This window comes from Geobacillus thermoleovorans, assembly GCF_001610955.1.
In the GTDB taxonomy this organism is placed as follows: domain Bacteria; phylum Bacillota; class Bacilli; order Bacillales; family Anoxybacillaceae; genus Geobacillus; species Geobacillus thermoleovorans.
This window is the reverse complement of sequence record NZ_CP014335.1, coordinates 1,204,998-1,221,320: the sequence shown is the minus strand read 5'-3', so window position 1 is coordinate 1,221,320 and position 16,323 is coordinate 1,204,998. Positions and strand designations below refer to the sequence as shown.

The window sequence follows — 16,323 nt, the reverse complement described above, 5'->3', positions numbered from 1 at the left end:
ATTGTATGCGCCTGCTCCGTTCGATGTGCCTTCTTTTTTGCCGCCAGGCAGCCGCCCGCGGTTCGGGGAAAGGGAGAGCGCGCCCATAAGAAAAAAAGCGCCCCAAAGGACGCTTTTGAGCCGCATGCCATTAATGGCAGCCGCCGTGTTTGTTGTAGCGAAGCGCGGCGCCGGTTTCGCCGCGCAGCACATCGCCGCCCGTCGAAGCGAGAATTTCATCGGTCACCGTATTCGAAATCGTCGAGGCGACGAGCTGAAGCAGGTCGTTCACATCGGATTGGGACTGCTGGAATTCGCTGACGATCGGGATTTGCGACAACTCTTCGTAAATGGCGTCAATTTTGGCCTCAACCTGTTTCAGCGCTTCATGTTTTCCGTAATGCTGAAGGTTGACCGCTTGCTTTTGCAGCGATTTCAGCTCGTTGATCAACGTGCGCACTTTTTCGTTTTGGTGGATTTTTTCTTCCGCTCGTTTGAAAAAGTCGACTTCTTCCGTTTCGGCGATCATTTTCGCCAGCTGCTTCGCCTGGGCCAAGATATCATCCCGCGTATATTTTGCCATGTTCGTTCACCTCGATCGCTTCATTGACTAGCTCGCCCGTCAGCGTCCACGTCTTTGCCTGCGTAATGCGCACGTTGACCAATTGGCCAATGAGCGATTTGGGGCCGACGAAGTGGACGAGCTTGTTTTTGCGCGTATAACCCGCCAATACATCCGGATTCGTTTTGCTTTCGCCTTCCACAAGCACTTCGACGACTTGCCCTTCGTATTGCTTCATTTTCTTGGCCGCGATTTCTTGAACAAGGTCGTTGAGACGCTTGAGCCGCTCTTTTTTCACTTCCATCGGCACGTTGTCCTTCATGTTCGCCGCCGGCGTGCCTTCGCGCGGTGAATAGATGAACGTGTAGGCCGAGTCAAATTCGACTTCACGGTAAAGCGACAGCGTTTCTTCAAACTGCTCGTCCGTCTCGTTCGGGAAGCCGACGATAATATCCGTCGTCAACGCGACATCCGGAATGGCGGCTTTGATTTTGCGAACGAGCTCCAAGTACTCCTCGCGCGTATATTTGCGGCCCATCATTTTTAAAATTTCCGTGCTGCCCGATTGCACCGGCAAATGGATATGCTCAACCAAGTTGCCGCGTTTGGCGAGCACTTCGATGAGCCGGTCGTCAAAGTCGCGCGGATGGCTCGTTGTGAAGCGGATGCGCGCAATGTCAATTTTGCGCAGCTCATCCATTAAATCGCCAAGGCCGTACTGGATGTCGGTGAAATCCTTTCCGTAAGCGTTGACGTTTTGCCCAAGGAGCGTAATTTCTTTATAGCCTTGGGCGGCGAGCTGGCGCACTTCTTGGATGATGTCTTCCGGACGGCGGCTTCGCTCTTTGCCGCGCGTGTACGGAACGATGCAGTACGTGCAAAACTTGTCACAGCCGTACATAATGTTGACCCATGCTTTAATCTTCCCTTTGCGCACTTTCGGCAAGTTTTCAACAACGTCGCCCTCTTTCGACCATACTTCGACGACCATTTCTTTCGACATGTACGCCTCATGCAAAATGTACGGCAGGCGATGGATGTTGTGCGTGCCGAAAATGAGGTCGACGTATTGGTATTGTTTTAAAATTTTCTTGACAACCGATTCTTCTTGCGACATACAGCCGCACACGCCGAGCAATAAGTCCGGGTTCGTCGTTTTGAGCGGCTTTAAGTAGCCGAGCTCGCCAAACACTTTGTTTTCCGCGTTTTCACGGATCGCGCACGTGTTGAGCAAAATGACGTTTGCCTCTTCCGGACGGTCGGTCGGCTCATAGCCGAGCGCCATGAAAATGCCAGCCATCACTTCCGTATCGTGCTCGTTCATTTGACAGCCATACGTGCGGATGTAAAACTTCCGTCCGCGCCCCATGCCGCGAAACTCTTCAGGAATCGAAAAGTCTTTGACGTACTTGACTTCCTCTTTGCCGCGTTTCTTCGCCTCTTTTAAATTCGGCGGGAGAAACACGCTCGTGAAATATTTCTCATAGTCTTTCGTCGTTTTTTCTTTCAGCCGGTCCAAGGCGGATTTTCTGTCCGCTGGATGGCTTTCGGTTTTGATTTGTCCCGTTTGCTCCAAACGTTGTTTTTCGTTCATAGCAATCTCCTTTCTTCACAAAATCATTCGATCATCCGAGACGAGCGGCCGCCGTTTCCTGTGCAGCCGGCCTCGCCTCGGCAAATTTCTTCCAACCACACACTACCATAGTATATCGCGAGCGGCAAGGAAACACAATGGGGTTTGTTCCGGAGAGTCAGTCAAGACTTTGTGGAGAACATTTTTTCGGTTCACTACGGGCGTTGTCAATCACTAGTTAGCGAACCATTTTCAGGAATTAATATCGTAAGCGCTTTCGGACTCTCGTCCCTCATCTTGAGGCGATGATACGATATTCCATTTTTTTACACCCAACCACCATCCCGGAGCGCCGACAACGCTTGATGGATCGGCGTCCCGGATGACCGCTGCAGACACGGTAGATTCTGACGCACCACATCTGCCCATAACCGTCCTGCCTTCCGTTTGGCCTGTTCAACCCGCTTGGACTTCGTCGAGGCCGAGGCTGCCGTTCGGGTCTCTTCTTCCTCCACCAACTGCCCATTTCTCCGCCAAATCCCGTCGATTCGGGCTGCCATCGCCCTCAGAAACGCCCGAAGCCCTTGGTCTTTCCAGCTGCGGCGGGATTTCACCCGATGCGCAAACCGGCTCATCACGCTCTCGGCGTGACCCATCGGACGCATGCCGGTCGTCTCCACCCCTTGCTCCGACAGCCACTCCCGATAGTCCCGGATGCATCCCGGCATCGACTCGATCCGGCGGATCATGGCAGCCATCTGCTTCTCTTTCGCTTCGTCCTCCAACGTGCCGACCGCGCTGTTCAGCTCCACCAGAAGCCCCTCCTCGTCTTGTTTCGCCAGCTTCTTCCGCACCTCCCGCCAACGCGGGTGGCCGGACAGACACTGACGCAGCTCCCGCGCCACATGAAATCGATCCAGCTGAAAGCACGCCCGCTTCCCAAAATACTCCCGGCAGGCCGTGATCCACGACGCCGCGTCGCCGTTGATGATCAACAGGTCCCGGCACGGATCATAGGCATATTCGTTCATCAGCCACTCTTCGAACCGTTCCCACACGTCTCCCTCCCCTTCATGGAGGTAGTGGCGCCGGTTCACGAGCTCAAGCTGCGAACCGTTTCGTTTCCATCCCTCGTGAACCGCCAGGATTTTCTCTTCTTTCGCCCGTTTCCCTTTCCCCTGGCGGGAAATAAACAGTCCATCCGCCTCCACAAACAGCACCCGGCCGTGCCGTTGGGAAACAGGGCGGTGCAGCGAGACAGGGGCCTCCAGCACCAGTTGGCGAATCGCCTCGTGGCTCATGACCGCATACCCCACGATCGACTCCAACGTACGGGCCGCTTTGCGGTAGGAAGAGCACTCTACGGCCAACTCGACCGCCGTTTCCTCGAGGCAAGGACTGATCGATCGGGCCCCATCAAAGCCTAATTCGGCATCCAGCAAGAAGGTATAGTTCCCCGTTTGCCGGTCATAGTAGTAGTTCCGTCGAAACGTCACTTCTCCAAACAGCGTTTGGATCGTAGTCGGCCGTTTGTCTTTCAGCTGATACCGGCGCTTGTCCCGCGCTTCCGCCAGTTGTTGATCAATCTCCTCCAAAAGGGCCGCCAACAAGACAGCGAACACCTTTTGAAGAGTTCTGACTAATTGTTCCTCCAACTCTTTTAATAGGGGCCATTCTGTGGTAAGATGTTTCATGGACTCTCTCCCTCCTGTTTTCGGTTGGTTTGCCAATCACCATCATAGCAGGGAGAGAGTCCTTTTTTCACGACATTTGCTTTTTCTACCGCGCTTCGCTTGGTGGCCCCGACGAGCGTCGCGAACAAAAGTTCGCAACCCTCGTCGGGGATCATTTCGGAATGTCACCCACAAATATTTTACTCACACTGTTCCGGAGGACCGGAACATGTCATGATAACAAAAAACACCCAATGAGGCAAGCCTCCATCGGGTGCAAATTGTTTCCATTTTTACATAAACTCTGCTACGAGTTCGGCGAACTTTTCTTTGCTCATTTTCAGCTCCGCCTCGGCAAGCGGCGCCTCGCTGTAGCCTGGCACAAGCTCTTGGTACGACTTTTGTTCTTTGTTTTGATAAATGATCCCGGTGACGAGCCCATCGTATTTCATGACCGTCTGCATCGCCATCTCCCGGTCGGACGGGTCGTATCCTTCGATGTCGCTCACCTTGATGAGCCGCTCTTTGAACCACTCGTACGTATTCACTTTGTTGTACGTCACGCACGGGCTGAAGACGTTGATGAGCGCAAAGCCTTTATGCTTGACGCCTTCCTCAATCAAGCTCGTCAATTCTTTTAAATCGCTTGAGAAACCTTGCGCGACAAACGTCGCTCCGGCGCTTAACGCGATCTCAAGCGGCGACAAAGCCGGCTCGATCGACCCGTGCGGCGTGCTTTTTGTTTGGAAGCCGGCAGCGCTGCGCGGCGATGTTTGTCCTTTCGTCAACCCGTAAATTTGGTTGTCCATGACGATGTATGTGATGTCGATGTTGCGGCGAATGGCATGAACCGTGTGCCCCATGCCGATCGCGAATCCGTCGCCATCCCCGCCGGCGGCGATGACCGTCAAATCGCGGTTCGCCATTTTCACTCCTTGCGCCAGCGGCAAAACGCGGCCGTGCGTGCCGTGAAAGCCGTAAGAGTGAATGTAGCCGGAAATGCGGCCCGAGCAGCCGATCCCGGAAATGACCGCGAGTTCGTGCGGCTCCAACCCGAGATTGGCGGCCGCGCGCTGGATGGCGGCCTGCACGGAAAAGTCGCCGCACCCCGGACACCAGTTCGGTTTCACATCATTGCGGAAATCTTTAAAAGTGGCCATTGCGCTAACAACTCCTTGCATTTAGTATAGACGTCGCCCGGCAAGAACGGATTGCCGTCGAATTTTAAGACGCTGGCGATTTTATCAGCGTGCCCGACGTTCATTTTCAACAAGTTCGCCAGCTGCCCGGTGGCGTTTTGCTCGACGACGACGACTCGTTTCGCTTTCTCGACAAGCGGCCGCACGTCGTCAACCGGGAACGGATGAAGCAGACGGATGTGCGCATGGTTGACTTTGACGCCATCTTGCTCGAGCCGCTCCATCGCTTCTTCAATGGCTCCGCGCGTCGATAAAAAGCCAACAAGGAGCAAATCCGGTTCTTCGTGGCGGAGTTGTTTGTGCACCGGCGTCGGGAAGTGGATGTGCTCGAGTTTGCGCATCCGTTTTTCCATTTGCGCCCGGCGGTTTGCCGCCGTCTCTGACGGGCGGCCTGTTTCGGCGTGTTCGACCCCGGTGACATGGTGGATGCCGTATTTTGTTCCCGGCAGCACCCGCGGCGAAACACCGTCCGGCGTGATTTCATACCGTTTGAAGTTGTCTTTGTCCGGAAGCGGCGGCAGCTCACCATTCATCAGCTTGCCGCGGCGGATCTCGATCCGATCGTAATCAAGCGGCTCAACCGTCTGCTTGCCGAGCGACAGCTGCAAATCCGACAGGAAAATGACCGGGCATTGGTATTCCTCAGCTAAGTTGAACGCTTCCGCCATATCGTAAAACGCTTCTTCGACCGTGCTTGGCGCCATGACAATTTTGGGAATTTCCCCGTGCGTGCCATAGATCATCGCGAGCAAATCCGACTGCTCTTGCTTTGTCGGCAAGCCGGTGCTTGGACCGCCTCGTTGCGTGTCAACCACAACAAGCGGTGTTTCCGTCATCCCAGCTAGTCCGATCGCTTCGGCCATAAGCGACAACCCGGGTCCGGCGGAAGCGGTGAACGCCCGCACGCCCGCATAGTTGGCGCCGATCGCCATCGTACAGGCTGCGATTTCATCTTCTGTCTGGATGACCGCGCCCCCAAAATCCGGCAGCTTTTTAATCAAATACTCCATAATCTCCGAAGCTGGGGTGATCGGATAGGCGGCCATAAAGCGCGCCCCGCCGGCAATGGCGCCCAAGGCGATGGCATCGTTGCCAATCATGAACATTCGCCGTTTGCCGTCGGCTTTGGCTAGTTTCATCGTTTTCGTCGAACCATCGAGCTGCTCTTTCATATATTGCGCTCCAGCGCGAATCGCTTCCATGTTTTTCTCAACGACTTGCGCCCCTTTGCGCCCAAATGTATCCACAACAACACTTTCGAACACGGCGGCGTCCAAATCGAGCACCGCACTTGTCGCGCCGATGGCAACCATGTTTTTCATCAGCGGATTGCCAAGCTGTGTAGCGATATCGGTGAACGGAACGGCGTAAAGCGCCACTCCTTTTCCTTCCGGAATCACTGGATTGAATTTGGCGTCCGCAATGACGATGCCGCCGTCACGCAGCTCGTGGAAGTTGAAGTCGATTGTCTCTTGGTCGAACGCCACCAAGATGTCCAAATCATCAGCGACCGCCCGCACCGGTTTCGTGCTGACGCGAATTTTGTTGTTCGTATGACCCCCTTTGATGCGTGAAGAAAAATGGCGGTATCCATATAAGTAATATCCGAGGCGGTTCAGCGCTGTGGAAAAAATTTCCCCTGTACTTTCAATTCCTTCCCCTTGCTGGCCGCCTACCTTCCATGACAGCTGTTCGATCATGAATTACACCCCTTTATATTCACTCCAGCCTTTCGCTACTATTGTACCACTTTTCTGACAAGGAAACTACCATTTTGAACGCCTTTTTCAGCCGGCGCCGCGGATGCCCTGTCTTCTATTCTAGGATACGCAGAGCCGATACTCAGTGATATTCGTCACTCCGGCAAATGGGCGTAGAAGTTGCCGAATAAAAAGCGGGATACTTGCTCGGTGGAGTAATGCTTGTACAACTCGTTGACAAGCCGCGCATATTCCCTTACCGTTCCAAGGCCGGCGACCGTCTCCGTGATGCCATCGAAGTCGGAGCCAAACCCGACGTTGTTTTCCCCCCCGAGCGCGCATATATGGTCGAGATGGCGAAGCACATCAGCGATCATCGCCTCGTTTTTCTTCGCCGTCAAAAAATACGGAACGAAATTAATGCCGATCATGCCGTCTTTTTCGATCAACGCTTTGATCTGCTCGTCGGTTAAGTTGCGTGGATGTGGGCATAGACGATGCACGTTGGAATGGGAAGCGATGGGGAACCGAGCCATCTCGATGACATCCCAAAACGCTTTCTCCGATAAGTGGGACACATCGACCCATCGTTTTGCTTCATTAAGAAGTGCAACGACTTGCCGGCCAAACGCCGTCAGCCCGGCGCCGCGCTTCTCCCACGCTCCGTCAGCGACAGCGTTCGGGAAGTTCCATGTCAACCCTACGGAAGCGACGCCGAGGCGGAGGAGCGTCTTTAGCTTGACAAGGTTGACGCCGATGGCGTCGCACCCTTCCAGCGTCAACATGGCGCCGACTTCCTCTTTTTTAAGGGCGGCGATATCCCGTCTCGTCCGCACGAACTTCACAGACGGAAACGCATCGATAATGCGGGCAAAGAAGATGTCCACCATCTCCAGCGCAACAGTGAACCGGGCTTCCTCCGGCACCGTTTCCGGTATGTAGATGGCAAAGCATTGCACTTTCACCCCTGCTTCCGCCATCCCGGAAAGAGTGACGTGAAGCGAAGCTCCGTCGTAAAACGACAGAGACCGATCTTGCCATAACTTCATCAACACATCGCAATGTGCATCGAAGATCATTCCGTTCCCCCCTTGAAAAAGCAAAAATAACCTGCCTGCCTTCGCAGCCGAAGGCGCCAACAGGTTATAGCCGCCATTGTCTGATCATCCAGTTAACGAGGTTCGACAATCAATTTGATCGCTGTCCGCTCTTCTCCGTCGATGATAATATCCGTAAACGCCGGAATGCAAATCAAGTCCATGCCGCTCGGTGCCACAAACCCTCGTGCGATCGCTACTGCTTTAACGGCTTGGTTCAATGCACCTGCGCCGATCGCTTGAATTTCCGCTGCGCCGCGCTCGCGCAACACCCCGGCAAGTGCACCAGCTACAGAGTTCGGATTCGATTTTGCTGAAACTTTTAATATTTCCATTCCTAGCTCCTCCCTCGTTTCCTTGGAAAATGATTTCGGTAAAAGGTCTTCATTGTAACTATATTCACTGTTTCGACAACTATTCCTGCATGGGAGGAGGACATTTTAAAAAATTTTTAAAAGATGGACTATTCAAAATAAGGGTGGTCATCGTTAATGATCAACCGTTCAATGCGAAACGCCCGTCCGCTTTTTTCGTCTACATCAACAAAGACGGCATTCAATTGGCTTCGTCCTTCCTTGACGTCGAAACGAACTGGCAGCCCGGTTAAAAATTTGCGCAGCACCGCCTCTCGATCGACGCCTAAAATGCCGTCGTATGGACCGGTCATGCCAACGTCGGTAATGTACGCCGTCCCTCTTGGCAAAATGCGGTTATCGGCCGTCTGGACGTGTGTATGCGTGCCGATGACCGCGGATACGCGGCCGTCTAAGTACCAGCCCATCGCCTGTTTTTCACTCGTCGCCTCGGCATGGAAATCGACGATGATGACCGGCGTGCGCGCGGAGGCGGCGGCGATCAGCTCGTCCGCCTTTTGAAATGGGCAGTCAATCGCCGGCAAAAACGCCCGCCCTTGCAAATTGATGACCGCCGCTTCGCCATGCTCGGTCGGCACAAAGACGATGCCTTTTCCCGGTGTGCCGGGCGGGTAATTCGCCGGGCGAATCAACGCCTTCGCCTGATCGATAAACTCAAAAATATCGCGTTTGTCCCATGCGTGATTGCCCAACGTGATCACATGAGCCCCCCAAGCGAGAAGCGCCCGGTAAATCGGTTCGGTGATTCCTTTCCCGCCGGCGGCGTTTTCGCCGTTGATCACAACAACGTCCGGCCGATGTTTTTCCTTCAGCCTTGGCAAATAGTGCTCCACCATTTTTTGCCCCGGCAAACCGACGACGTCGCCGATAAATAAAATTCTCATCCCTGATCCCTTTCTAAACGAAAAATATCGCCTTGCGCCCATCTCCGCATCGTTATACCCTCCTATTTTACGCACAAAAAAAGAAAGTGGCAATAGCCACTTTATTTCGCGTATTCGACCGCCCGCGTTTCGCGGATGACCGTCACTTTAATATGGCCCGGGTAATCGAGCTCTTCTTCGATTCGTTTGCGGATGTCACGCGCCAGCCGGTGCGCTTCCAAATCGTCGATCATATCTGGTTTGACCATAATGCGCACTTCACGCCCAGCTTGAATGGCGTACGATTTTTCAACGCCTTCGTACGATTCGGCGATTTCTTCAAGCTTCTCTAGACGACGGATATAGTTTTCCAGCGTTTCGCTGCGCGCTCCCGGCCGCGCCGCCGACAGCGCATCGGCCGCCGCGACGAGCACAGCGATGACCGACGTCGGTTCCGTATCGCCATGGTGGGAAGCGATGCTGTTGATGACGACCGGATGTTCTTTATACTTCGTCGCCAGCTCAACGCCGATTTCCACATGGCTTCCTTCGACTTCGTGGTCGATCGCTTTGCCAATGTCATGAAGCAAGCCGGCCCGGCGCGCCAGCATTTCGTCCTCCCCAAGCTCGGCCGCCATCAGTCCGGCTAAAAACGCCACTTCCACCGAGTGTTTTAAGACGTTTTGTCCGTAGCTCGTTCGGAACTTGAGCCGCCCTAAAATTTTGATCAAATCCGGATGCAAGCCGTGAACACCGACTTCAAACGTCGTCTGTTCGCCGACTTCGCGGATATGCTCATCCACTTCGCGGCGCGCCTTTTCGACCATTTCCTCAATGCGCGCTGGATGGATGCGGCCATCTTGCACAAGCTTATCGAGCGCGATGCGCGCCGTCTCGCGGCGAATCGGGTCAAATCCGGACAAAATGACCGCTTCCGGCGTATCGTCGATGATCAAATCGATGCCGGTCAACGTCTCGAGCGTGCGGATGTTCCGCCCTTCGCGCCCGATGATCCGCCCTTTCATTTCGTCGTTTGGCAAATTGACGACGGAAACAGTCGTTTCGGCGACATGGTCGGCGGCGCAACGTTGGATGGCAAGCGACAAAATCGCCTTTGCCCGTTTGTCTGCCTCCTCTTTCGCCCGCGTTTCCGCCTCTTTGATCATCATCGCAATCTCATGCGACAGCTCTTTCTCGACGCGCTCTAAAATGAGCTGGCGGGCATCGTCGCGCGTCAGGCCGGAAATGCGTTCAAGTTCGGCTTGTTGTTGTTTGACGAGCGCTTCCACTTTGCTTTCCATTTGTTCAATATGCTGTTGTCTTTCGTTCAACGCTTCTTCCTTTGCCTCAAGCAACGCCTCACGTTTGTTGAGCGCTTCATCTTTGCGGTCGAGATTCTCCTCCTTTTGCATCAGGCGGTTTTCTTGTTTTTGGAGCTCGCTTCTCCGGTCGCGGATATCACGCTCCGCCTCCGTACGCAGTTTATGAATCTCGTCTTTCGCTTCGAGAAGCGCCTCTTTTTTCAAGGCGTCCGCCTCGCGTTTCGCCTCCTCAATCAGCTGTTCGGCAGCGGCTTTCGCCCCGCCGATTTTCGCTTCGGCAATCGATTTGCGAACAAAAAAGCCAACAACGGCACCAATGACTAAGGCAAGCAAAGCGGAGATGATGATCGAACCCATCGTTTCACCTCCTCTTGCTGTTCGGTTTCCTTTCGCTCTCTCTTCTCACCGCCATGACCGGCGCAGATGGACATTCCCGTTTTCAATCCATTAGCTCAGTCGCTTGGCATCACAATCGACCCGCGCAGCCTTCCGCACGAAGGCGGTCCGCCGCAGCGGGCGGGCGTATGGCCCTGCCGCGCGTATGGACAAATATACATGTTCATTGTAAAGGCGGCAATAGGAATTGTCAAGATATTACACCGACGCGCCTAGAGGATGACAACGGAACAAGACCGTTCCGCACGCCGTCCTTTTTTAGGCTTATCGCTCTCCTTGGCAGGCCGAACGGATGGAAAAAGGCGCCCCGGCAGCTTGCCAGGACGCCTTGTCCCGTTATTCTTCAAGCAATCCGAACCCGTCTTGCTGCGGTTCGCTCGTTCCCTCTTCAACGTCGATGCCGTAATGCTGGCGGATGGCGCGGGCGATCTCATCGGCGATGTGCGGGTTTTCCTTCAAAAATTGCTTCGCGTTTTCCCGCCCTTGGCCAAGCCGCTCGTCTTTGTACGAATACCACGAACCGCTTTTTTGCACGATGTCCAATTCGGACGCCATGTCGAGAATTTCCCCTTCGCGGGAAATGCCTTCGCCGTACATAATGTCGACGTCAGCCGTTTTAAATGGCGGCGCAACTTTGTTTTTGACGACTTTAATTTTCGTCTTGTTGCCGACCATATCATTGCCTTGCTTAATTTGCTCGGCGCGGCGCACCTCTAGGCGGACGGAAGCGTAAAACTTGAGCGCCCGCCCGCCCGGCGTCGTTTCCGGATTGCCAAACATGACGCCGACTTTTTCGCGAATTTGGTTGATGAAGATGGCGATCGTTTTCGATTTGTTAATGGCGCCAGACAGCTTGCGAAGCGCCTGGGACATAAGCCGCGCTTGCAAGCCGACATGGGCGTCGCCCATCTCCCCTTCAATTTCCGCTTTCGGCACAAGCGCCGCCACCGAGTCGATGACGATAATATCGACCGCGCCGCTTCGCACGAGCGCTTCCGCGATTTCGAGCGCCTGCTCGCCCGTGTCAGGCTGGGAAAGCAGCAATTCATCGATATTGACCCCTAATTTTTGTGCATAGATGGGGTCGAGCGATAGCGATAGGTAATAGTCACCCTCGGCATTACCCGGAGGGGCTATTTTCCCCCGCTTCACACCGTGCGTGCGAGTTTCCCCGCACACGGCGTTCCATCGAGTACCCCGGTTACTAATCCGCTCTAGACTTTACTAGTGTACGCACTTTCTGTATTCCTCGAGTTTCCTTATTGCGTTTGTTTTTAAGCGACTGAGGTTGACATCACTTAGATCCTTTAAATGGATCAATGTATGACATTTGTCGCAGACCGTTACAAGATTGCTTACCTTATTAATTTCGTTCAGCGGAAGTTTCGTATTGATATGGTGGGTTCTAGTGTTAAATGGCTGCAGAATGTCACCACATATTTTACATTTTCCTTTATCTCTGTTAAACGCATAACACCGATTCATGAAGAATTCGAAGTTGTAAATTTTACTAGACTTAACTCCTTGAATTAGGTTTAGGTAACCACTGTCTAATAACCATTGTGCTCTTACGGTCAGCGGCTTCTTACCCGTGTTTTGAAGCCTAATTCTTCTTCCTTCCGCTGTGTATGGTGTTTCCTTCTGATTTTTCTGGTTTGTTTTAATCCAAGTTGCGAACCCAATACTCATTATACCAAGCCATCTTCCATTTATTTTGATTGCAGGCACTTGTTCTGTTCTATCTGGGTACAGGGGTGCTAAGTTGTAGCATTGATTAGCAGGTATCCATTTCGCTCCATATCTCTTTAGTGCTTTGTAGGACGCATATTTAAGTTTTTCCTTAAATGGCCTTACATCTCTGTTGACGCTAGGAGCACTTGAGTAATAATTAATGATACCTCTAATTTTACTGTTAATTCGGTTGATGTCCGTTATAAGCCATTCTTGATTCGTGGCGAATTTTAGTTTACGCAGATCTTTCCTGATCTGTTCAACTTTCCCTTTAATTTTTTCCGTGTCTGCACTCGCGTATCCGATGTATTTTCCACCTTTACCGTGTGGTATCATTTTAATTTTGAAACCTAGGAATTTCATTGGTTTCTTCTTAATGTTGGTTATGAGTGTTTTGTCATCGGATAGTTCAAGTTTAAGGTTTTCTTTTAGATATTTCTTGATTCGATATTTCCATTTTTCGGCATTCCCCCTGCTATTGGTGAACAGTATCCAGTCGTCTGCGTATCTTACGTAGAACTCTGGTTTGGTTATTGTTGAGTGATCTCGGAGGGACTTGTATTTTGCCGTGCGAATGGTTGTACCATTTCGCATTTTCTTCTCTTCCCATTCTCTTGTTATCCATTGGTCGAGTTTATGAAGATACACATTGGCTAATAGTGGGGAGATAATTCCACCTTGTGGCGTGCCCATTTCATTTATCTTGGTTTCTTTTATAACTCCTGCTTTCAGCATGGCTTTGATAATCATGAGCATTCGTCTATCACGTATACCCATGTGCCAAAGCTGCTTGATCAGGATAGTGTGGTTCACGTTATCGAAGAAACCTTTTATATCTCCCTCTATCACCCAATTGTACCCTATTCGGTTACATATAAATACACATCTTTCGATGGCTTGTTTTGCGTCTCGGTAGGGTCTGAACCCATATGAGTGTTGAAAAAATTGTGCTTCAAGAATTGGTTCAATGACCATCCTCACACATTCTTGGATTATTCGGTCTGCGATCGTCAGAATGCCTAAAGGTCTCTTTTCCTTTTTCCCGGGTTTTGGGATATGGACCCTTCTGATCGGGTTAGGTGTATATTTCTTAAAGCATCTTTTAACGAAGTTTATCGCTTCGTCATAGTTCAGCGTTAGTATGTCGCTGATGGTTTTCCCATCTGTACCCGCTGTACTATTTCCTTGGTTTGATTTGATTTTGTGAATGGCGGATACGATCACGACATCGCTGCTTGCTATTTCGACCAATCCCTTAAATCTTGGAACATCACCTTTTTCCAGACATTCCTTTGTAATGGCGTACATCTTGTCTTGTAGGTCGCGGAATTCCTGCTCCGACCTAGGAATGATTAGTTCTTGAAACGTTTGGTTGATAGTATCAAATCCTTTCTAGCGGATTTGTACCATACACGTTTTTAGTCAGTTTTGCTCACCGAAACCCTTACGGATTTCCTCACGGCTTCCTAATCATTGTCTGGGTTAGTAACCTAGGGTACTCGACTATGCCCCTTCGCTCCGCAGGAGTTACCCTGCTTCATCACTACTACGGGCTGCTGCCCCACCCCTTCAGCAGTCATTTCCTCCTGCTTAGCGGCATCGGGATGCGCATCCCTTGGCATCCGCTGGGGTGGTTCACCTGTACCGCATCACCTATCCTTGCATGCTCCCTTAGGCTCCACCTCTGACCCGTCAGCCGCCTTTCTGCCCATGGTTGGAGGGCTCAAGGCAAAGATCCTCTACGGGATCAATCCAGACTCGGCAAACACGAATACCTCATCCAGGGCTGAACCTCACTTAGGAGGTGAGCGCCTTCTTTTTTCGGCGCCCCACGCCTTACGAGCCGTACTTCCGGTGGTTCGTTCCAACGCTATGCGTTCTCTAGCCATAGGAGCTTTATGGACCCCCGGCTACTTCGCTAACCGCTTCTCAGGTCTGCTTTTCGCCGTCCTCTCCGAGCTTCGTACAGCCATGTTGCGCACCATGACCGCACGTCGGGGTATTAGGGCGGGAATGCCAACCTTCATTCCCGTCTCGGATTTTCACCGAGCTCTCGGTGATGCAGTTAGGACCTACTCATGCTCAGTCCCGCTGACTTTTCGCACGGCGTTTCCGCCATACTTCAGTCAGCAACAGGTCGCACCGTGCTCTGCGTCGATGAAAGCTGCTTGCCCGCCCCGCTTTTGCACTTCCGCGATCGCGTGAAGGGCAACGGTCGTTTTCCCGGACGATTCCGGGCCGTAAATTTCCACAATCCGCCCGCGCGGATAGCCGCCGACTCCTAACGCGATGTCGAGCGCCAGCGAACCGCTCGGCACGACCGACACTTTGCGGTCGACTTGCTCGCCGAGCTTCATGATGGCCCCCTTGCCAAACTGTCGTTCAATTTGTTTTAATGCCTGCTCCAATGCAGCTTGACGATCTTGGTTCACTAACCTACTCCTCCTTATTCTAGGACTACTTATACTATACCGCGTTTTGCGGCCATTGCCAAGCAAAAAACGAACGTCCATTCGTTTTTTCGGTGGAGAAACTAGCAACAATCGCCATACTCATGCGGTGGAAAAAACGATGTGCGGTGGAGAATGTTCAAGGAAGGGGGCGGCCGATCAGCAGTCGGCCGCGAGCATCTCAAGCAGAAAAAAACAGCCGTATTTGGCGGTGCGGATGCGAATGGCATCACGCGTGCCGGACAGCATCAGACGGTGGACAGTCGCATCGCGCCCGCGGACGGCGATGCCGATATACACGGTGCCGGGCGGGTGGCCCTCAAGCGGATCGGGTCCGGCGACGCCGGTGAAGCTGATGCCGATATCCGCATCGCACATCGCGCGGACGTTTTCAGCAAGCAAACGGGCGCACGGCTCGCTCACCGCCCCTTCTGCCTCAAGCAGCGGGCGCGGTATGCCAAGCACCTGTTCTTTGACGCCGTTTGTGTAGCAGACGACACCGCCCTGCACGACTTGCGACGCGCCGGGGATGGCGGTGAGCTGTTCGAGGAAAAGGCCGCCGGTCAAACTTTCGGCCGACGCGATCGTCCATCCTCTTTCTTTTAACCGCTCGAGCGTCTTTGTAAACAACGTTTCATCGTTATATCCGTAGCAGTGGCGGCCGACACGCGCCAAAATGGCCGATTCCACTTCGTCAAGAAGCCGCTTCGCCTCCGCCTCATCCTGATGCTTCGCTGTCAGACGAAGCGTCACTTCACCGTCGCCGGCCAGCGGCGCGATCGTCGGATTCGACTGGGCGTCGATCAAATCCGCAATCGCCGTCTCGAGCGCTGATTCACCGATGCCAAAAAAGCGGAGCACGCGCGACTCGATGCGCTCGGAAAGCGAAAACGTACGGCGCAAAAAGGCGTTTCCGTATTTTTTGAACATCGGCCGCATTTCTTTCGGCGGCCCGGGCAGCAGCATGTACGTAATGCCGTCTGCCACAAGCGCCATCCCTGGCGCCATGCCGTGCTCGTTTTTCAGCACCGTCGATCCTTCCAAGACGAGCGCCTGCTTTTTATTGTTTTCTGTCATCGGCCGGTTTGTGCGGGCAAAATACACCTCAATCGCTCGGAGCGCTTCCTCGTCGATCACGAGCCGGCGGCCAAGCAAACGGGCGATCGTCTCCTTCGTCAAATCGTCTTTCGTCGGGCCGAGGCCGCCGGTGAAAATGATGAGGTTCGCTCTCGTTTGCGCCGTTTTCACCGCCTGCTCAAGGCGGCCGGCGTTGTCGCCGACGACGGTATGGAAATAGACGTTAATGCCAAGCATCGCCAGCTGCTGCGACAAAAACTGGGCGTTCGTATTGGCGATTTGCCCAAGCAACAGCTCAGAGCCAACGGCAATGATCTCCGCGTTCAA

Annotated in this window: 11 protein-coding genes and 2 pseudogenes; all 13 read right to left on the bottom strand. The window is 53.1% G+C overall.

All coding sequences use genetic code 11. From position 1 onward, the window contains the following. Window positions 1-130: 130 nt before the first annotated feature. Window positions 131-562, bottom strand: coding sequence for a YlbF/YmcA family competence regulator (locus GT3570_RS06175; RefSeq protein WP_011230803.1), 432 nt, complete (start codon window positions 560-562; stop codon window positions 131-133). Continuing rightward, window positions 540-2,135 (bottom strand): tRNA (N6-isopentenyl adenosine(37)-C2)-methylthiotransferase MiaB, encoded by a 1,596-nt coding sequence (miaB, locus tag GT3570_RS06170; RefSeq protein ID WP_011230802.1) that lies wholly within the window; start codon window positions 2,133-2,135, stop codon window positions 540-542. Before miaB ends, GT3570_RS06175 begins: the two co-directional genes overlap by 23 nt. A 305-nt stretch (window positions 2,136-2,440) precedes the next feature. Continuing rightward, complete coding sequence (locus tag GT3570_RS06165; RefSeq protein WP_062898392.1) at window positions 2,441-3,808, bottom strand: ISLre2-like element ISGsp3 family transposase; 1,368 nt, start codon at window positions 3,806-3,808, stop codon at window positions 2,441-2,443. Window positions 3,809-4,080: 272 nt separating this feature from the next. Next, entirely contained in the window at window positions 4,081-4,947 is an 867-nt protein-coding gene (locus GT3570_RS06160; RefSeq protein ID WP_011230801.1) for a 2-oxoacid:ferredoxin oxidoreductase subunit beta, read from the bottom strand. Beyond that, window positions 4,914-6,686 (bottom strand): 2-oxoacid:acceptor oxidoreductase subunit alpha, encoded by a 1,773-nt coding sequence (locus GT3570_RS06155; RefSeq protein WP_062898537.1) that lies wholly within the window; start codon window positions 6,684-6,686, stop codon window positions 4,914-4,916. Before GT3570_RS06155 ends, GT3570_RS06160 begins: the two co-directional genes overlap by 34 nt. Window positions 6,687-6,841: 155 nt before the next feature. Further along, entirely contained in the window at window positions 6,842-7,765 is a 924-nt protein-coding gene (locus GT3570_RS06150; RefSeq protein WP_014195492.1) for a dipeptidase, read from the bottom strand. Window positions 7,766-7,857: 92 nt separating this feature from the next. Then, window positions 7,858-8,118: a stage V sporulation protein SpoVS gene (spoVS, locus tag GT3570_RS06145; RefSeq protein ID WP_003251598.1), complete on the bottom strand. Its 261-nt coding sequence runs from the start codon at window positions 8,116-8,118 to the stop codon at window positions 7,858-7,860. 128 nt (window positions 8,119-8,246) lie between these two features. Then, on the bottom strand, window positions 8,247-9,041 hold the full coding sequence (locus GT3570_RS06140; protein ID WP_011230798.1) for a TIGR00282 family metallophosphoesterase: 795 nt from the start codon (window positions 9,039-9,041) through the stop codon (window positions 8,247-8,249). Between the two features lie 101 nt (window positions 9,042-9,142). Beyond that, on the bottom strand, window positions 9,143-10,699 hold the full coding sequence (gene rny, locus GT3570_RS06135; RefSeq protein WP_011230797.1) for a ribonuclease Y: 1,557 nt from the start codon (window positions 10,697-10,699) through the stop codon (window positions 9,143-9,145). 375 nt (window positions 10,700-11,074) lie between these two features. Further along, window positions 11,075-11,830, bottom strand: a pseudogene (recA, locus tag GT3570_RS06130) (recombinase RecA); the annotation flags it as partial. A 132-nt stretch (window positions 11,831-11,962) separates the two neighbouring features. Next, window positions 11,963-13,777 (bottom strand): group II intron reverse transcriptase/maturase, encoded by a 1,815-nt coding sequence (gene ltrA / locus GT3570_RS06125; protein WP_021322289.1) that lies wholly within the window; start codon window positions 13,775-13,777, stop codon window positions 11,963-11,965. 836 nt (window positions 13,778-14,613) lie between these two features. Next, a pseudogene (locus GT3570_RS06120) lies at window positions 14,614-14,901 on the bottom strand (recombinase RecA); the annotation flags it as partial. A gap of 177 nt (window positions 14,902-15,078) precedes the next feature. Continuing rightward, window positions 15,079-16,323 carry a competence/damage-inducible protein A gene (locus tag GT3570_RS06115; protein WP_062898536.1) on the bottom strand — a complete coding sequence of 415 codons (1,245 nt, stop codon included), beginning with the start codon at window positions 16,321-16,323 and terminating at the stop codon, window positions 15,079-15,081.